This is a genomic window from Microlunatus capsulatus, from assembly GCF_017876495.1.
Classification (GTDB): domain Bacteria; phylum Actinomycetota; class Actinomycetes; order Propionibacteriales; family Propionibacteriaceae; genus Microlunatus; species Microlunatus capsulatus.
Genome location: NZ_JAGIOB010000001.1, coordinates 4,369,286 through 4,386,531, shown reverse-complemented (window position 1 = coordinate 4,386,531; position 17,246 = coordinate 4,369,286). Strand labels below are relative to the sequence as shown.

General features: G+C 74.6%; 17 protein-coding genes. 8 read left to right on the top strand and 9 right to left on the bottom strand.

Features of this window, described 5'->3' with window-relative positions:
• Positions 1–18 precede the first annotated feature (18 nt).
• Complete coding sequence (locus JOF54_RS20390; protein WP_210059220.1) at positions 19–1,368, bottom strand: DUF2064 domain-containing protein; 1,350 nt, start codon at positions 1,366–1,368, stop codon at positions 19–21.
• Complete coding sequence (locus JOF54_RS20385; RefSeq protein WP_210059219.1) at positions 1,365–2,012, bottom strand: glycosyltransferase family 2 protein; 648 nt, start codon at positions 2,010–2,012, stop codon at positions 1,365–1,367. Before JOF54_RS20385 ends, JOF54_RS20390 begins: the two co-directional genes overlap by 4 nt.
• A 122-nt stretch (positions 2,013–2,134) precedes the next feature.
• Between JOF54_RS20385 and JOF54_RS20380 the strand changes: the two genes are divergently transcribed.
• From JOF54_RS20380 to JOF54_RS20370, 3 genes are all read left to right on the top strand, one after another.
• Entirely contained in the window at positions 2,135–2,836 is a 702-nt protein-coding gene (locus JOF54_RS20380) for a response regulator transcription factor (RefSeq protein WP_210059218.1), read from the top strand.
• A complete protein-coding gene (locus tag JOF54_RS20375; RefSeq protein WP_210059217.1) occupies positions 2,836–4,047 on the top strand; it encodes a sensor histidine kinase in 1,212 nt (403 codons plus the stop codon). The genes JOF54_RS20380 and JOF54_RS20375 overlap by 1 nt, the downstream gene beginning before the upstream one ends.
• A gap of 89 nt (positions 4,048–4,136) precedes the next feature.
• Positions 4,137–5,459, top strand: coding sequence for a hypothetical protein (locus JOF54_RS20370; RefSeq protein WP_210059216.1), 1,323 nt, complete (start codon positions 4,137–4,139; stop codon positions 5,457–5,459).
• 22 nt (positions 5,460–5,481) lie between these two features.
• On the opposite strand, the gene JOF54_RS20365 is transcribed toward JOF54_RS20370, so the two are convergent.
• Entirely contained in the window at positions 5,482–6,543 is a 1,062-nt protein-coding gene (locus tag JOF54_RS20365) for an NAD-dependent epimerase/dehydratase family protein (protein WP_210059215.1), read from the bottom strand.
• Positions 6,544–6,690: 147 nt separating this feature from the next.
• On the opposite strand from JOF54_RS20365, the gene JOF54_RS20360 reads away from it, so the two are divergent.
• The 3 genes from JOF54_RS20360 to JOF54_RS20350 all read left to right on the top strand — a co-directional run bounded on the left by JOF54_RS20360 (position 6,691) and on the right by JOF54_RS20350 (position 10,695).
• Positions 6,691–7,521 carry an S-methyl-5'-thioadenosine phosphorylase gene (locus JOF54_RS20360; RefSeq protein WP_210059214.1) on the top strand — a complete coding sequence of 277 codons (831 nt, stop codon included), beginning with the start codon at positions 6,691–6,693 and terminating at the stop codon, positions 7,519–7,521.
• Between the two features lie 200 nt (positions 7,522–7,721).
• The gene (locus tag JOF54_RS20355) at positions 7,722–9,074 is read left to right on the top strand and encodes a DUF2254 domain-containing protein (RefSeq protein ID WP_210059213.1); all 1,353 of its coding nucleotides are present in this window, start codon (positions 7,722–7,724) and stop codon (positions 9,072–9,074) included.
• Positions 9,075–9,804: 730 nt separating this feature from the next.
• Positions 9,805–10,695, top strand: a complete 891-nt coding sequence (locus tag JOF54_RS20350) for an aminoglycoside phosphotransferase family protein (protein WP_210059212.1) — start codon at positions 9,805–9,807, stop codon at positions 10,693–10,695.
• A gap of 39 nt (positions 10,696–10,734) precedes the next feature.
• Here the strand turns inward: JOF54_RS20350 and JOF54_RS20345 are convergent, their stop codons facing one another.
• From JOF54_RS20345 to JOF54_RS20335, 3 genes are all read right to left on the bottom strand, one after another.
• Positions 10,735–11,574, bottom strand: coding sequence for an ABC transporter permease (locus JOF54_RS20345; protein WP_210059211.1), 840 nt, complete (start codon positions 11,572–11,574; stop codon positions 10,735–10,737).
• Positions 11,571–12,497 (bottom strand): ABC transporter ATP-binding protein, encoded by a 927-nt coding sequence (locus JOF54_RS20340; protein WP_210059210.1) that lies wholly within the window; start codon positions 12,495–12,497, stop codon positions 11,571–11,573. Before JOF54_RS20340 ends, JOF54_RS20345 begins: the two co-directional genes overlap by 4 nt.
• Positions 12,498–12,603: 106 nt before the next feature.
• Positions 12,604–13,824, bottom strand: a complete 1,221-nt coding sequence (locus JOF54_RS20335) for a multidrug effflux MFS transporter (RefSeq protein WP_210059209.1) — start codon at positions 13,822–13,824, stop codon at positions 12,604–12,606.
• 117 nt (positions 13,825–13,941) lie between these two features.
• Between JOF54_RS20335 and JOF54_RS20330 the strand changes: the two genes are divergently transcribed.
• Positions 13,942–14,871 (top strand): NAD-dependent epimerase/dehydratase family protein, encoded by a 930-nt coding sequence (locus JOF54_RS20330; protein WP_210059208.1) that lies wholly within the window; start codon positions 13,942–13,944, stop codon positions 14,869–14,871.
• 116 nt (positions 14,872–14,987) lie between these two features.
• Here JOF54_RS20330 and JOF54_RS20325 read toward each other — a convergent pair whose 3' ends face one another.
• The gene (locus JOF54_RS20325; protein WP_210059207.1) at positions 14,988–15,287 is read right to left on the bottom strand and encodes a DUF1707 SHOCT-like domain-containing protein; all 300 of its coding nucleotides are present in this window, start codon (positions 15,285–15,287) and stop codon (positions 14,988–14,990) included.
• Positions 15,288–15,381: 94 nt separating this feature from the next.
• On the opposite strand from JOF54_RS20325, the gene JOF54_RS20320 reads away from it, so the two are divergent.
• On the top strand, positions 15,382–16,272 hold the full coding sequence (locus JOF54_RS20320) for a hypothetical protein (protein WP_210059206.1): 891 nt from the start codon (positions 15,382–15,384) through the stop codon (positions 16,270–16,272).
• Between the two features lie 31 nt (positions 16,273–16,303).
• On the opposite strand, the gene JOF54_RS20315 is transcribed toward JOF54_RS20320, so the two are convergent.
• Positions 16,304–16,663, bottom strand: coding sequence for a hypothetical protein (locus JOF54_RS20315; RefSeq protein ID WP_210059205.1), 360 nt, complete (start codon positions 16,661–16,663; stop codon positions 16,304–16,306).
• A gap of 78 nt (positions 16,664–16,741) precedes the next feature.
• Positions 16,742–17,194, bottom strand: a complete 453-nt coding sequence (locus JOF54_RS20310) for a hypothetical protein (protein ID WP_210059204.1) — start codon at positions 17,192–17,194, stop codon at positions 16,742–16,744.
• Positions 17,195–17,246: the final 52 nt, after the last annotated feature.

Sequence of the window (17,246 nt, the reverse complement as noted above, 5' to 3'; positions counted from 1 at the left end):
CGCGGGAGATGTCGACGCTTACGGTCGGCCGACGTCCTCGTGGGCGGGATCTCCCGGGTCGGAGCGCTGCCCGGTGGAGCGGAGGGTGACGAAGGTCCGACCCTCGGCGGACCACTGCTCGCTCACCCAGAGGTCCAGGTGGGCGGCGAGCTCGGCGAGGGCGCTGGCGCCGATCCGGCTCCAGGCCATCTGGGTGGAGCTCGCGCCGCTGCTGCGCAGGACGACGTCGGCCTGCTGGTGGCCGTCCGCACGGTCGTCCACCTCGCAGATGATGAGTCCGCCGGGCGCGACGAGCTCGCGGCACCGGTTCAGCAACCGGCGGACATCGCCCCCGATGCCGATGTTCCCGTCGATCAGCAGGACCGTTCCCCATCGCCCCTCGGCCGGGAGCGGGTCCTCGACGCGGGAACGCAGGGCCGGCGCACCACGCCGCTGGCAGAGCTCGACCGCTGCGGCGGAGCTGTCGATCCCCAGCGCCGGCCGCCCGGTGTCGGTGACGGCTCGGACCAGCCGGCCCGGGCCGCAGCCGAGGTCGAGGACGGGGGCTTCGCAGCGGCTCACGATCAGCTGGTCGACGGCGTCGGCGGCACCGCTCCACCGGGCCACGTCGATCGCGAGCACGTCCCCGGTGCCGCCGTCCGACCGGAGCGGTCCGCCCAGGTAGGCGCGGTCGAAGAGCCGGTCGGCGGGCTGCTCGGGTCGTCGGTCGAGCAGCTGCCGGTGCAGCACGGAGAACCCGAGGTCGGGGTGGTGGTAGGCGACGGCCTCGGCGTCGGCGGGTTCGTCGACGTCCCGGAGCGGCGGCAGCAGCTTGACGTCGAGCCCCAGCTCGACCAGCCGGTTCAGCTGCGCGGCGCCGGTCCGGGGGGTGGACATCGGGATGCCGCTGAAGCAGAGGTCCGGGTCGACGCCGGCGAGACCGATCGCCCAGAAGCCGCCGTCGGGCGTCAGACCCAGCACGGCGTCGGCACCTTCCCAGCTGGTCCGGAGCAGAGAGGGGGTGACCTGCGGAGTGTCCATCCCGATCAGCAGGCGGCACCGGGGGCCGTCGACCCGGCCGGCGTCGGCAGCAGCCGCCCCACGGAAGGCGGCGGCCAGCCGGGTGCTGAGGTCGCCGTCCGGCTGGTCGACGACGACATGGCCACGGTCGCCCAACCGCTGCCGCCACCAGCGTCCCGGTCCGTCCCACGCGACGACCTGGTGAGGCACCTCCGCCGTCTCGACGGCCGACAGGCTGTCCTCCAGCGCGGCGGCGGCGAGCTGGGCCGCCTCCTCCGGGGAGAACGACGCCTGCAGCCTCGTCTTGACGCGGCCGGGCCGGGGCTCCTTGGCGAGCACGATCAGCGTCTCGGCACGTCCACGGGTCATCGCAGGGCGGCCGAGGAGTCGCGCACCGCTCGCCAGATCCCCAGCGGGGTCCCGGTCACCTTCGAGCGTCCGGTCCTGACCCGGTAGCTGACCGGGAGCTGTCCGATCCGGTAACCCGCGGCCGCAGCCTTGACGACCGTCTCCGCCGGGTACCCGGACCGCTGGTCGAGCACGTCCAGGTCGAGCAGGCCCTGACGCCGGCCGACCCGGACCGGCCCGCAGTCCTGGATGGTCACGCCGGTGCGCCGGGACAGCCGGCGCGCCAGCTCCCGGTTGGCGAAGCGCAGGTGCAGCGGGTAGGCAGCGCGGCCGACCGGGACGCGTCGACCGATCACCAGGTCGAGCTCGTCGTCCAGCACGGGAGCCACGAGAGCCGGCAGCTCATCGGGGTCGACGCTGCCGTCGCAGTCGAGCGTCACGACCACGTCGGCCCGGCTGTGCCCCAGCCCGGCGGCGCAGGCGGCCCCGTAGCCGCGGACCGGGGCCAGCACCACCTCGGCGCCGAGCCGCCGAGCGGTGGCGACGGAGTCGTCGCGAGACCCGTTGTCGACCACCAGCGCACGCATGCCGGCCGGGATCCGCCCCAGCACCCAGGGCAGGGCCTCGCTCTCGTCGAGACAGGGCAGGATGACGTCGACAGACACGTGGCGACGGTAGCCGCGCCTCCCCCTGCTCGCCAGATCCGAGTCTTGCGCATCGCTTACGGCACCCGCGGGTCCGTCCTCGGCCGGGGCCCGGGCCTCGAGGGCGCACCTAGAGTGCCGGTGTGAGCGCACGGGTGCTGGTGGTCGAGGACGACGCCACGATGGCGGAGGTCCTGGCGGCCTACGTCGTGAAGGCCGGCTACGAGGTGGCCCGCGCCGCGGACGGACCCACGGCCCTGGCGGGGTGGGAACGGTTCAGGCCCGACGTCGTGGTCCTCGACGTCATGCTCCCTCTGCTCTCGGGCCTGGAGGTCCTGCGCCGCCGCCGCCGGCTGGGCGACCACGCCGCCGTCATCATGCTCTCCGCCCGCGGCGAGGAGGAGGACCGGCTGGTCGGCCTCGAGACCGGTGCCGACGACTACGTGGTCAAACCCTTCAGCCCGCGGGAGGTGGTCCTGCGGATCGAGGCCCTGCTGCGCCGTGCGGAGCGGCTCTCGGGCGCCCGCCTGCTGACCGAGACGCTCGACGTCGCCGGCCTCCACCTGGATCTGCCGGCCCGCACCGCTCAGCGTGACGGCCGCCCTCTGGCGCTGACCAGCCGCGAGTTCGACCTCCTCACCTTCCTCGCGACCCATGCCGGCCAGGTCTTCACCAAGGACGACCTGATGCGCCGGGTCTGGGGGTGGGACTTCGGCGACACCTCCACCGTCACCGTGCACGTCCGACGGCTGCGGGAGAAGATCGAGGTCGACCCCTCCGACCCGAGGATCGTGGTGACCCTCGGCCGGAGCGGTTACCGGCTGCTCGCCGAGCAGGAGCGGTGATGGCCGACCTCGTGGTCGTCCTGGGCCTCGCGCTCGCCGCGTGCGCGGCCACCGGCCTCCTCGGGGCCCTGGCACTGCGCCTCCTCCGCCGGTCGTCCCTGCGCTACCAGCTGCTGACCGCGACCCTGCTGCCCGTCGTCGCCGTGGCCCTGGCGGTGGTGGTCGCCGTCGTCGGCATGTTCCTCTCCGGCCACGACTCCGGGGTGGTGCTCACCACCCTGGCCATCGCCGTCACCCTGGCTGCGCTGGGAGCGTGGCTGGTCACCCGGACGTTGCTGGCGGGCTTCCGGCGGATCAGCCTGGCCGTCGCCGACCTGTCCGCCTCCGTCGACCACCCCCCACCTGTCCTCGTGCGCGAGGAGCCCGATCCGCCGTCGGCTGCCCTCCACCGGCCCGCTCCGGCCGTCGCTGAGGTCCCGGCCGAGCTGGCGGCCGTGCTGACCGACGTGGACACCGCCCGCCGTCGCCTCGTCGAGGCCCGGGCGCGCGAGCGGGCGGCGGAGGAGGCACGACGCGAGCTCGTGAGCTTCATGTCCCACGACCTCCGCACGCCGCTGGCCGGCATGCGCGCCGTGCTCGAGGGCATCGAGGACGACATCGTCGCCGACGTGCCGGCCGCGCTCGCCCACCTGCGCACCACCGTCGCGCGGATGAGCCTGCTCGTCGACGACCTGTTCGCGCTCTCCCGCGTGCAGGGCTCGGCGTCCTCGGAGCGGCGGCGGGCCGTCGCGCTCGCCGAGGTGGTCGACGACGTCCTCCTCGAGACCTCGGCCCTCGCCGCTGCCGCGGGAGTGGACCTGCGGGGCGAGGTCCTGCCCGGCGACCGGCTCACCGTCCTCGGCAACCACACGGACCTGACCCGCGCCGTCACCAACCTCATCAGCAACGCCATCCGGCACACCGCGCCCGGACTGGCCGTGCTGGTGCGGACGGGCCGCACCTCCGCCGGAGCCGTCCGGGTGGAGGTGGTGGACCAGTGCGGAGGCATCCCTGAGCCGCACCTGGCCCGGGTCTTCGACACCGGCTGGCGGGGCAGCGCGGCCCGCGACGGCCAGGACGGCGGAGCGGGGCTCGGCCTCGCCATCGTCCGCGGCGTGGCGCAGTCGCACGACGGGAACATCGGGGTCCACAACACCCGGACCGGCTGCTCCTTCGCCCTGGAGCTCCCCCCGCCCGCGCCGAAACCTCCGCCCGGACCGACGCCCCGGTGACGACACCCGGGCCGGGAGCCGGGCGAGGACCGGCGACCGCCCGGCCCGACCCACCCGCGTCGACCCTGCGGCGGGGCGACCCGGTCGCGGTGGCCGCCGCGCTCGCGCTGGTCGTCCTGGCCGCCGTCGTCGGTCGCGCCCTGGCCGCCGACGGGACCCAGCTGTTCCTCGGTGACCCGCCCCTCCTCGGGTCCTGGGGGCCTCACGTCGGCTGGGGCACTCCGCTGGCCCTGGCCTGCCTCGTCGCCGGGCTCCGGCTGCAGCAGGTGGCGGCGGGGCTGCCGTGGCGTCGACTGCTGCTGACGGGTTGGCTGCTCAACCTGGCCTGGCTGGCCTCTCTGGCCCTGGTGGACGGCTTCCGGCGAGGCTGGGCGGACGTCCTGCTGGACCCGAACGAGTACCTCCACGACCTGCCCCGGATCACCGACCCCGGAGAGTTCCTCCGGACCTTCACCGACTTCATCGCCTTCAGCCCCACCGTCGACGGGACCCAGGTCTGGACGACCCACGTCGCCGCCCACCCTCCGCTCGCGACCCTGGTCTTCTGGGGCCTGGACCGTGGAGGCCTCGGTGGTGGCGCCTGGGCAGGAGCGCTCTGCATCCTGGTCTCCTCCGTCGCCGCCGTCGCCATGCCTTCGGCGCTCCGCGAGCTCGGTGCGCCTGACGCGGCTCGTCGACTGGTGCCCTTCGCCGCGCTCTTCCCCGGAGCGGTCTTCATGGCGGTCTCCGCCGACGGGCTGTTCGCCGGCGCGGCCGTCGCCGGCCTGGCCCTGGTCTGCCGGGGTGCGGGCCGACGTCACCCCCTCACCAGCCTCGCCGGCGGTCTGCTGCTGGGAGCCGCGGTCTTCCTGAACTACGGCCTGCTCCTCTTCGGCCTGGTGGTGATCGCCGCCGGCGCGATCGGGCTCGGCCGGCACGGCTGGCGGCGGGTCATCGCCCCCTGGGCGTCCGCCGTGGTCGGCCTGCTGACCGTGGTCGGCCTCCACCTGCTCGCCGGCTTCAGCTGGTGGACCGGCCTCGCCCAGCTGCGCATCCGCTACTACCAGGGCATCGCCGCCGTCCGGCCCTACTCCTACTTCATCTACGCCAACCTCGCCGCCTGGGTGGTCGCCTGCTCACCGCTGCTGGCCCTCGGCACCGTCCGCTCAGGCACCGCCCTCGTCGCTGGACGAGGCCGCCCGTGGTCGCAGGACCGGGTGGTGGCCCTGCTCGCCCTCGCCGGGGTGCTGGCCGCGGTGCTCGCCGACCTCTCTGGCTTGTCGAAGGCGGAGACCGAGCGGATCTGGCTGGCCTTCGGGGTCGTCGCCTGCTCCGGGCTCGCCCTGCTCCGCGGACGGGTCGCGAGCTGGGCGCTGCTCGGCAGCGCCGGCTGGGCGCTGCTGGTCAACCACCTGGTGCGGACGGGATGGTGACCGCGACCGGCTGAGGGCGTGCTCAGCCGCCGAGGCCGGTGCGCATCGGTGCCTCGGCGAAGCGGCGCATCCCGTCGTCGAACGTGACGGCGGGCCGGAAGCCGAGCTCGTCCACGGCCAGCGCGGGGTCGGCGACCACGTGCCGGACGTCTCCTGGGCGGCCGCCGCCGACGACCTGCGGCTCGGGGCCCCCCATCAGCTCGGCCAGCAGGGTGGCGACCTCCAGGATGGGCCGGGGCTGGCCGGAGGCGATGTTGTAGACCCGGTGCTCGGGCGGACCCTCGGTCGAGGTGAGCCGGGTCAGGGCGAGGACGTTGGCCGCGGCCACGTCGCTGACCTCGACGAAGTCGCGCACCTGGCCGCCGTCCTCGAACACCCGGGGCGCCCGACCGGCGGCGAGCGAGGACCTGAACAGGCTCGCCACCCCGGCGTAGGGGGTGTCCCGCGGCATGCGGGGTCCGTAGACGTTGTGGTAGCGCAACGAGACGGCCCGGCCGCCCACCTGAGTGGTCCAGGCGCTCACGAGGTGCTCCTGAGCGAGCTTCGTGGCGGCGTACGTGGTGCGGGGGTCCAGCACCGCGTCCTCGCTCACCCGACGCCAGCTCAGGCCACGACCGCACCACGGGCAGCCGGGGTCGTACCGACCGGCGGCCAGGTCCTCGGGCCGACGCGGCCGCGGCCGCACCACCCCGTGCTCCCCGCAGGTGTAGGAGCCGTCGCCGTAGACCACCATCGAGGAGGCCTGCACCAGACGCAGGACCCCGGCCCGGGCCATCGCCGAGAGCAGCCGGGAGGTGCCGAGCACGTTGTGGGAGACGTAGTCCGGGGCGTCGTGAGCGTCGACCCCGAGGCCCACCATGGCGGCCTGGTGGCAGACCACGTCAACCCCCTCGAGGAGCGGCGCCAGGCCGGCCTCGTCGCGGACGTCGACCAGCTGCAGAGCCGACGTCGCCCACGACGGCCGGTCGGTGTGCGCGGCCCCCAGCAGGACGTCGACGGCGACGACCTCGTGCCCGCCCGCCTGGAGCTGGTCCACCACCGTGGACCCGATGAACCCGGCAGCTCCGGTGACCAGTACGCGCATCCCCCCACTGCACCAGGCACCCGACGGCGAAGCAACCCGACCGGCACGGCGTCGGTGTGGGACGGCTGGAGCGGCACCCGGCGACCGGCTCACCCCGGCGACCGGTCGGTGACGGGTCGGCGGCGGTGACCGGCCTAGTCTTCCCGCATGGCGACTGACCACGATCGTGCCGACGTCGGGATCATCGGCGGGACCGGGCTCTACACCTTCTTGGACGACCCGCGCCCGGTCGAGGTCGACACGCCCTTCGGCCGGCCGAGTGCGCCGCTCGCGATCGGGGAGATCCGCGGCAGGACCGTCGCCTTCCTGCCGCGGCACGGGGTGCAGCACGAGTTCCCCCCGCACCGCATCAACTACCGCGCGAACCTCTGGGCGCTCCGGTCGGTGGGCGTGCGCCAGGTGCTCGCTCCCTGCGCCGTGGGATCCCTCCAGGCCGAGCTCGGCCCGGGGACCATCGTACTGCCCGACCAGCTCGTCGACCGCACCAGCGGCCGCCACCAGACCGTCTACGACGACGAGGGTCCTGTCGTCCACGTCTCCCTGGCCGATCCCTACTGCCCCCGAGGTCGGGCAGCCGTGCGGGCCGCAGCCGGGTCGGGCGAGCCGCTGGTCGACGGCGGAACCATGGTGGTCATCAACGGCCCGCGCTTCTCGACCCGGGCCGAGTCCACCTGGCACGCCGCCCAGGGCTGGTCCCTCGTCGGGATGACCGGCGCCCCGGAGGCCGCGATCGCCCGGGAGCTCGCCGTCTGCTACACCACCATCGCGCTGGTCACCGACCACGACGCCGGCGTGGACGACAGCCAAGCGGTGACCCAGGCCGAGGTCATGCGCCTCTTCGCCGCGAACCTCGACCGGCTCAAGACGTTGCTCACCGACACCGTCGCGAGCCTGGCGGACCTCGAGGCCGACGCCAGCGCCGAGTGCCGGTGCCGGCACGCGCTCGACGGCCTGACCCTCCCGTTCGAGCTCCCCTGACCGCTCTTCTCCCGCTCATCCCCCTCGGATCCGGCGCGCGGACACAGACGTCCTCCCCGGTGGCGGGATCAGCACCGCGTCAGCACACTCCGCCCCCGGTCCCGCCCGACGCCCGACGGCGACGGACCCGCGCACGGCCAGCCTCAACCCCAGTCAGCGAGCTCGACCCCGACCAGCGTGAACCGGAAGGCTTGTGCCCTGTGAACCTGTCGTTGAAGCGGGCTGCCCAGACGGTGCAGGACGGTGTCCGCACCCAGCTGTGGCCGCTGCCGGTCCTGGGCGTCGTCCTCGCGGTCGCGGCCGGGATCGTCGTGCCGTTGCTCGACGTCCGCCTGGACCGGCACCTGCCCGGGTTCGTGGACGCCCTGGTGTTCAACGGAGACCCCGGTGCTGCCCGGACGGTCCTCAACGCGGTGGCGAGCTCCCTGATCACCGTCACCTCGCTCACGTTCTCCCTGACCGTGGTGACCTTGCAGCTGGCGAGCAGCCAGTTCTCCCCCCGACTGCTCCGGACCTTCACCCAGGACCTGTTCGTCCAGGTCACCCTGGCGATCTTCCTGGCGACCTTCACGTTCGCCTTGACCGTGCTCCGCTCGGTCCGTTCCCCCTCTGAAGGTGGGGCCTTGTTCGTGCCCCGGCTCTCGGTCACGTTGGCGTTCCTCCTCGCCCTGGCCAGCGTGGTCGCCCTCGTGTTGTTCCTGGCTCACCTCACCCGCCAGATCCGGGTCGAGACGATGCTGCAGCGGGTCCACGACGACGCCACCGCCACCATGGCGACCAACCTGGTCGCCCACGACGACCCTCAAGCCGACCGGCTGGTCCCCCGTCCCCCCGCCGTCACCACCACCGTGTGGGCGTCCTCCTCGGGCTTCCTGACCAGCATCGACCAGGACGACCTCCTCGACGCCGCCGAAGAAGCCGACGCCGTCGTGGTCATCGACTGCCACCCCGGCCACTTCGTCGTCCAGGGCACCCCGTTGGGCTCCACCTGGCCCCGCCAGGGTGACCGGCTCGACCCCGACCGCCTCGACCAGCTGCAGGGCAAGATCGGGGCCACGGTGAACCTCGGGCCGGAGAGGACCGCCGCCCAGGACGTCGGGTACGGGCTCCGGCAAGTCAGCGACATCGTCAACAAGGCCCTCTCTCCCGGCATCAACGACCCCACGACCGCCATCCACGGTCTCAGCCAGACCTCCGCCCTGCTCGCCGAGCTCACCCGTCACCACCTCGGACCGCTCGTCCTCCACGACAGCGACGACCACCCCCGGGTCGTGCTGCACCGCCCCGGGTTCGCTGAGCTCCTCGAGCTCGCCGTCGCCCAGCCCCGCTCCTACGGCAAAGCCGACCCCCACGTCCTCGACCGCCTCTACCAGGCTCTCACCGACCTCGCGTGGCACGCCCGACCCGAACACCACCAACCCATCCTCGACCAGCTCCGCCGCCTCGACGACGCCACCGCCGACCAGGACTTCGACCACACCGAGACCGAGCGGCTCCAGAGCGCCAGCCAAAGCGTGCGCCAGATCCTGCAGCGCGACCGCGACTCGGCCTGAGCCGTCCGTGGTCGGTGGCGAGCCCCTCTCCCCCCGACTCTGAAGGGATCGTCTGGCAGCGGCCGGATGTCCTCCGCTCGTCAGCCTGTGCCTCGCCTCGAGCGCGGACCTGGTCATGGACGATGTCTGCCCGATGTCGGGTCCGCGGGGGCACTCCTCATCGCGTGCGCGCTCGCGAGTACTTTCAGGTTCGACGCAGCGTCGACAGCCCGCTCGCCCTGTAGGACCTGAGAGACGGATCGACGGGTCTTGCGACATGGCTCGACTGGATACAGGACGAATGGCAGCACGTCGGCTACCGAGGTTGGTGGTGACCGCCATCGACGGGACCCCGAGAGCGGTGCTCCCTGGGGCACAGTCGGCGCGCCCTCATCGGCCGGCCTGCCACGTACCCGGACCAGGTCGACCTGACCCCAACCGTGACCCCAACGCTCCGAAGTTGCCACTTGTTGCTGCAGCGAGCAGCAGGGGCGATATCGTCTCTGACCAGGGAAAATGCAACATCGGGGGACGCTCGGACCGGCACTGCTCATGCCTGACACGGAAGAGGTCACTGGTTCGATCCCAGTATCGCCCACCAGCACCACCCCCGGCCGGGGGTTCTCCGGAACCACCGACCGGGGGTTTTTCCGTCCCGGGCCGCCGTCGCGGTCCCCCCCTCCACCACCGGGTCCGGCGCGCACCCAGCCTCTCGGCGCGGAGTGTCAGTGCCGTCGGTGACCATGGCGGCATGACGGAGGACGACGTCGCCGCCGCGGCCCGCGACCTGGGTGTCACCCTGACGGCGTCGCCGCTGGCCGGCTCGATGTCAGCCTCCTGTGTCCACGCGGTCACCCGGGCGGACGGCACCCGGGCCGTCCTCAAGGTCACCGCTGCCTCCGAGGGCCGGGCACGTCAGGCCGCCGAGCGGGAGCTGTCGGTCTACCTCCACCTGCGCGGCCGGCTCGGGGTCCGCACGCCGGAGCTGCTCGGCCACCGCCTCTCCACCCACCGCGTGGCGGTCCTGCTCAGCGAGCACCCCGCACCGTGGCCCGCGACCCGCTGGAGCCACCAGCGGTGGCTCGGCCTGGCCGACGAGCTCGCCCGGCTCCACCAGACCCCGGTGCCGGCCGGCCCGGGCTGGCGGCGCCCGTCGTGGCTCGAGGCCACCCTGGTCTCACCCGACGTCAGCGCGGCCGTGGCGTTCTGGTCCTGGCCCGGCGAGCCCGCGCTGCTGGCCCCGGTCCTCGCCGATGTCGAGTCTCTCCGCGACGCGGTCGGCGCCGTCGCGGACTGCTTCCTGCACGGCGACTGCCACACCGACAACCTGCTGGTCGAGGGCGACCAGCTGGTCTGGACCGACTGGCAGGGGGCCGGCGTCGGCAACCCGGCGGTCGAGCTGGTCTTCTGCTCGGTCCGGGCCACGCCCGCCGGGGTCGCGCTCCCCCAGGAGGCGATGGTCCGGCGCTACGCCGCGGCGCGCGACCTGGACCCGGGCGTGGTGCGCCGGGCCTGCCTCGCCGCCGAGCTCGCGACGTTCCTCTTCACCTGGCCGGAGTACGCCAGCTTCAACACCCCGGCCGGGGTCACCCGGGTCCACGACCGCGTCGTCGCCCTCGCCCGGGCCTGGGGCGAGCGCTGAGGACGCGGAGCGGGCGAGCCGGGCGGCGGAGCGCGGCCCTCAGCTGCGCTCGCGCGCCGCCTCGCGGCGGTAGCCCCACACGGTCGCGGCCGCGCAGACCACGCCCCAGGCCAGGACGACCAGCAGGTGCAGGGCCGTGCCGCCGGTCGAGCCGCCGCCGTAGGCCTCGACGTCGGCAGCCGGGGCCATGGCGTCGCGGGCCAGCTGGCCGAAGTGGTAGGTCGGCAGCCAGGGCGCCGCGTCCTGCAGCACCTGCGGCAGCTGGCGCAGCGGGAAGAAGAACCCGGAGGCGAACGAGAGCGGCAGGAAGACCAGGTTGACGATCGTGGCCACGGCCCGCGGCCGCACCAGGTAGGCGATGGCCGCGCCCATCGGGGAGAAGACCACCGTGCCCAGCAGCAGCACCGCCCCGGTCCGGAGCAGGCCCGGCCCGTCGAAGTCGGCCTGGCCGGCCAGCTGCGCGAGGAGCGCCATCGCCCCCGCGATCGTGAGGGTGAAGAGGAGGTTCATCGCCAGCTTCCCGGCGAAGTACACCCACATCGGCATCGGGGTGGCCCGGAGCCGGCGCAGCCAGCCCTTCTGCCGCTCGGCGGCCAGCTCGGCGCCGAAGGAGAACAGCGCCTGGCTGACGACGCCGTAGCAGGCGAAGGACACGAAGATCATGGCCACGACGCTGGTGCCGCCGGGCAGCGTGTCGCCGGCGTTGGGCAGGCCGAACATCGCGAACAGGATCACCGGCAGGATCACGACCCCGACGAAGTACTCCGGCATCCGCCGGTACCGGGTGACCTCCGAGCCGATCTGGACGGCGAGCATGGCCGGCACGCCGCCGGTCCGGGTGGCGCCGGGGCTGAGCCGGCGCTCCTCGAGGGCGCTCACCGGGCCCGCTCCGCCGAGGTGAGGTGCACGAAGGCCTCCTCCAGGGTGGCCTCGGTGACGATCAGCCCCTCGACCAGGTGGCCGGCGGCGAACAGCGCCCGCAGGGGCGGCTCGGCGTCGGCGGCCTGCAGCCGGACCCGGCGCGCGCCCGGTCGGTCGGCCGTCGCGCCGTCGGCGGGCAGCTCCAGCACCCCGCGGACGCCGGGCAGGGCGGCCAGCACGGCGTCGTCGGCGTCAGTGACCAGCTCCAGCGTCCGGCCGGCCAGCAGGCCCTTGAGCTCGCGCGGCGTCCCGTCGGAGAAGATCCGGCCCGCGTTGATGATCACCACCCGCTCGGCGGCCAGGTCGGCCTCCTCCAGGTTGTGGGTGGAGAAGAGGATCGTCTTGCCCAGCGCCGCGAAGTCCGCCACCTGCTGCCAGAACAGCCGCCGGGCCCCGACGTCGAGGGAGGCGGTCGGCTCGTCGAGGTACAGCAGGTCGGGGTCGCCGACGATGGCGAGGGCGAACGAGAGCCGCTGCCGCTCCCCGCCGGAGAGCTGGGTCACGCGCCGCTTGCGGTGGCCCTGCAGGGTGGCGCGCTCGAGCACCTCCCCCGTCGGCAGCCGGTAGGGATGGTAGGCGGCGACCAGGTCGACGATCTCGGTGACGGTCAGGCTCTCCGGGGCGTCGGTGTCCTGGAGCATCGCGCCGACGCGGGACCGGACGGCCGCCGTGCTCGGGTCGGCGCCGAAGACGCGGACGGTGCCGGCGCTCGGGCTGCGCAGCCCCAGCAGCATCTCGAGGGTGGTCGTCTTGCCGGCGCCGTTGGGGCCGAGGACGGCGACGACCTCGCCCTGCCCCACCCGCAGGTCGACGGCGTCGACGGCCAGCACCTCGCCGAAGCGGCGGGTGAGGCCGCGGGCCTCGATCACGTCGGTCTGCACAGCCTGCACCTCGTCCTCCGTCGGCGCGGGGTCGGCCGGAGCCCGAGCCTACGCAGCCGGACCAGGCGGGAGCGGCGACGCGGGCAGCGGCCCGGCTCGCGGGGGCTCAGCCCGGCTCGGGGACGGCGCTCCCCCGGAGGAACCGCGGGACGACGACCTGGAGGACGGCCGCGAGCCCGAGGCCGCCGAGCATGACCGCGCCCATCGCGGTCGGCGACCCGCCGAGCAGGCCCGCCAGCGGCGAGCCGAGGCCGCCGAGCCCGAAGGACAGCCCGCCCTGCAGCGCCGCCGCGGTGCCCGGCGAGGCGCTGCCCAGGGCCTGGGTGCGGGTGGCCGAGCCGGTGATGACCAGCCCGTTGGCCCCGGTGACGACGGCCAGGAACGCCCAGACCAGACCCGACGGCGCCCCGGCGAGCGCGGAGAGCAGCACGCCGAGGGCGGCGGCGGTCCCGACGACCAGACCCAGGCTCAGCAGGCGGTCCTCCGAGACCCGGGTGACCAGGCGGCGGAACGCCAGCGTGCTGAGGATCATGCAGGTGGCGTTGGTGGCGAACACGACGCTGTAGGCCGACTCCGAGTAGCCGTACCCGCTCTGGAAGACGAACGAGCTGGTGGCGATGTAGGCGAAGAAGCCGATGGTGGCCAGGCAGGACGTGGCCAGGTAGAGCGACAGCCGCGGGATGGCGAGCAGCGTCCGCATCCGGGCGGCGTTGGCCCGCACGCCGACCCCGTGCGACCGGCGCTCCGGCGGCAGCGTCTCGGGGAAGGTGGCGGCCGCCCAGGCCCACAGCACGACCCCGACCACCGCGAGCACCCAGAAGGTCGAGCGCCAGCTGAAGAGGGTCAGCAGGACCCCGCCCACCAGCGGGGCGGCGACCGGGCCGACGGCGTTGACCGCCGCCAGCGAGCCGATCATCCGGGCGCGCTCGGTGCCGGTCAGCACGTCGGTCACCATCGCGCGGGCGGCGATCGAGCCGCAGGCGCCGGCGAGCCCCTGCAGCAGCCGGCCGACCAGCAGCACGGGCAGGCTCGGCGCCAGCGCGCAGAGCACCGACGTCACCGCGAAGACCGCCACCCCGACGAGCAGCACGCGGCGTCGGCCGACCGCGTCGCTGACCGGGCCGATCAGCAGCTGGCCCACCGCGAAGGCCACGAGGAAGGTGGTGAGCGACAGCTGCGCGGTGCCGGCGTCGGTGCCCAGCTCTGCGGCCAGGGCGGGCAGCCCGGGGATGTACATGTCGGTCGCGAGCGGGGAGATGCCGGCCAGCACCGCGAGCGGCAGCAGGGCGGGCAGCACGACGGGGGCCGGGCGGGGGTCGGGGCGCACCGGTCCAGCCTCGTCCACCCCACCGGGCACTCCTGCACCGGCCGCACCTCGGACCACCGGGCCGGGGGCCGCCGAACCCGTCGCGCTCCGCTGCGACGGGGGTGGCAGGGTGGGGCCGTGACCACCTCCAGCGCTGCCCCCGCCCCTGACGTCGTCGTGACCGGAGCGAACGGGCTGGTCGGCGCCCGGGTGTGCGAGGCCGTCCTCGAGCGCGGCGGGACCGTCCGCGCCGTCGTCCGCCGGGCCGGCACCGCCCCGGCCCGCGACGGGGTGGTCGAGCACGTCGGCGAGTTCGGCGATCCCGACTTCGCGCGCACGGTCGTCGCGGGGGCCGACGCCGTGGTCACCACCGTCCACCCGATGGGCTCGGACCGGGCGACGCAGGAGCGGGTGGCCGTCGAGGGCACGGTCGTGCTGGCCCGGGCGGCCCGCGACGCCGGCGTCGGACGGTTCGTGCACGTCTCCACCTGCGCCGTCTACGACCGCCGGCCCGGGATCGGGGACGTCGACGAGACCTCGCCGCTGGTCGCCGACGACGCGGACGACTACGCCGTCACCAAGCGGGACACCGACCTGGCGCTGTCCGAGGTCGCGGGCCTCACCGGCGTCCTGGTCCGCCCGCCGGCCATCCTGGGCGCCGGCCCCACCTCGGTGTGGAACACCTTGCGCCCGGCCGACATCCGCGACGACGCCGAGCAGCGCCGCACCCACCCGGACCGCTCGTTCGCGTGGGTGCACGTCGACGACCTCGCCGCCCTGACCGCCGACCTGGCCACCGGGCGGGTCGCCGCCGGCGACGACGCCGGCTCGGGGCCGCTCGCGGGCGGCTGGACCGCCGTCGACGTCGCGGGCGAGCCGGCCACGGCCCGCGACTACGTCGGGACGGTCACCGCGGCGCTGGGCCTCGAGGCCGTCTGGGACGAGACCCTCCCCGCCTGGACGGGTCAGATCCGCACCGACCGGGCCCGGGCCTGGGGCTGGACGCCCGCGGTCAGAATCGCCGAGGGGCTGGCCGAGCTGGACCGCGGGCTGCGCCCGGGTGCCTGATCGCGGGCTCCGCCTCGACGCCTGAACGCGGGCTCCGCCCCGACGCCTGATCGCGGGCTCCGCCCCGACGCCTGACCGCCGGACGACGCGCCGGCCGGGACGCTCCCGCCGCCGGGTCAGGGGTGGACGAGCATCAGCGCCACGAGCGCGGCGACCGTGAGGAAGGCGATGAGGAAGATCACCGCCAGGTGCCGGGCGTGGCCCGCGGGCTCGACCGCTCCCCCCGGCTCCGCCGCAAGGTCGGGGAGGTCCGCCGTCAGGCCGGACAGGTCGCCGAGGGTGACGGCGGTGAGGGCCGCGGTGCTGCGCCGGTCGAACTCCTCGGGGTCGAGCCGGCCGGCGACGTGGTGCCGCTCCAGTGCCCGCACGACGAGGTCGCGGTCGTCGTCCGACGCCCGCAGGGCTGGCTCCGCCATGGCGTGAGCGTAGTGGCGGCACCAGTTCCGCGTACCGCCCGCGGCACATCCGCGGGGCCGCTACGGTCGGGGCAGCCGACCGGACGGGGGAGCCGTGGCCACGAGCGAGCAGCTCATCATCGAACGCATCCTGCGCGACCGCGGGGGGATCTGGGACCAGATCATCCGCGAGCGCGACCTGCCCGGCCTGATCGTGCGGATGCTCGTCACCTCGGCCCTGAGCCTCGCGGCCTACGGCGCGGTGCTCGGCGCCTCCAGCGGGTGGCTGCAAGCGCTCGTCTCGACGGCCAAGCTGCCGCTGCTGTTCCTCGTCACGCTGGCGATCTGCCTGCCGACGCTCTACCTGTTCAACCTCGTCTTCGGGGCGCGGCTGTCAGTGCTGCAAGCGTGCGCGCTGATCATGGTGGCCGTCACGGTCACCGCCGTGCTGACCTTCGCCTTCGCGCCCATCAGTCTGTTCTTCCTGGTCACCGCGCGCAGCTACGCCTTCTTCAAGCTGCTGAACGTCGCGATCCTCGGGCTGACCGCGCTGGTGGGCCTGCGCTTCCTCACCTCGGGGATGCGCGCGCTCAACGAGCACGTCGTCGAGGAGTCCTCCGCCGCCCGCGTCGTCGTCGCCCCGGTGCCCCTGGTCCAGCGCGAGCTGGTGCCGGCCGCCGCCGGCGCGCCCGCCCCGGTGAACGGCGAGGCGGCCAACGGCGTCGCCGTCGCCGAGCCCGGTCCGGACCACCGGCCGGCGCCGCAGGGCGCCCACGCTCCCCTGCACCCCGGGGCCGGCAGCGGCGCCGAGGCTGGTGAGCGGCCCGCCAGCATGCTGCTGCTCTACATCTGGATCCTGCTGTTCGGGCTCGTCGGCACCCAGCTGGCCTGGACGCTGCGGCCGTTCTTCGGCAGCCCGGACGCGCCCTTCGAGCTGTTCCGCGACATCGGCGGCACGTTCTACGGCGACGTGCTGAGCACGCTGGGCTCGCTGCTCTTCGGCTGAGACGCGCCCCGGCCGAAGCCGGCCCGGGTCCTCAGCCGAGCTCCCGGTCGGCCCCGGGCGGTGCGGTCGTGGCCGCCAGCAGCCGTCGGGCCCGCCGGCCCAGGTCGCTGAGGTCGACGCGGCCGGCGTCGGCGGCGGCCGCGAGCCGGGAGGCGAGGTCCACCGCCTCGTCCACCAGCGGGGCGTCGGCGGCGGCGTCCTGCCCCATGTCGCGCAGGATCGTGCCCTCGGTACGGGAGGCGACGATCGGGTCGGGGATGCCCTCCACCCAGACGCGGGTGCGCCGGCCGTCGCCGCGCTCCTCCCCCACCAGCGGCTCCAGCGCGTAGATCCGGTCCGCCCGGGCGAACTTGCCGAAGCCCAACGAGATCATCCGCGAGTCCGAGGGCACGCCCTGATCCTGGCAGCCGGGGGCCCGGCTGTCAGCGGCGGGCCGGAACCGGTCCCGACCCGCTCCGGGGGCGGGCGGTCAGCCCGGGGCCGCGACGTGGGTGACGGGCAGCTTCGTCCGGTGCTCCAGCCGGCGGGGCAGGTCGGCCCGGAGCCACCGGGAGAGCCGGGACGGCAGCGTCGAGACGATGATCTCGTCGAAGCCCCGACCGGTCAGGGCGTGCTCCACGGCCCGGACGGGGTTGGCGTCGCCCACCGCGCCCTCGACGGCCGCACCGGTCGCCCGGAGCTGCTCCAGGGCGGCGGCCAGGCGCTCCTCGGCCAGCGCGCGGGCCTCGGCGGGTGAGCAGGGCAGCAGGGCGGGGACGCCGACCGCGACCGCGGCCGCGGCGCCCGGGACCATCTCCAGCACCGGCGTCGCGGGGACGACGACGAAGAACTCCGACGGCTCCGCGGCGGCCCGGCGGCGGATGAGGTCCACCAGCTCGTCCTCCCCGAGGGTCTGGTTGGCCACGACCAGGTACCGGCGCACGACGACCTCCTCGGCGGCGCTCTGCGGTGAGCGCTCCTGCTCGGCACCGTAG

What these genes read in the sequence shown, in the direction of transcription:
- JOF54_RS20390 (WP_210059220.1), bottom strand. Translation starts at nt 1,368, where the DNA reads ATGACCCGTGGACGTGCCGAGACGCTGATCGTGCTCGCCAAGGAGCCC.
- JOF54_RS20375 (WP_210059217.1), top strand. Translation starts at nt 2,836, where the DNA reads ATGGCCGACCTCGTGGTCGTCCTGGGCCTCGCGCTCGCCGCGTGCGCG.
- JOF54_RS20365 (WP_210059215.1), bottom strand. Translation starts at nt 6,543, where the DNA reads ATGCGCGTACTGGTCACCGGAGCTGCCGGGTTCATCGGGTCCACGGTG.
- JOF54_RS20360 (WP_210059214.1), top strand. Translation starts at nt 6,691, where the DNA reads ATGGCGACTGACCACGATCGTGCCGACGTCGGGATCATCGGCGGGACC.
- JOF54_RS20350 (WP_210059212.1), top strand. Translation starts at nt 9,805, where the DNA reads ATGACGGAGGACGACGTCGCCGCCGCGGCCCGCGACCTGGGTGTCACC.
- JOF54_RS20325 (WP_210059207.1), bottom strand. Translation starts at nt 15,287, where the DNA reads ATGGCGGAGCCAGCCCTGCGGGCGTCGGACGACGACCGCGACCTCGTC.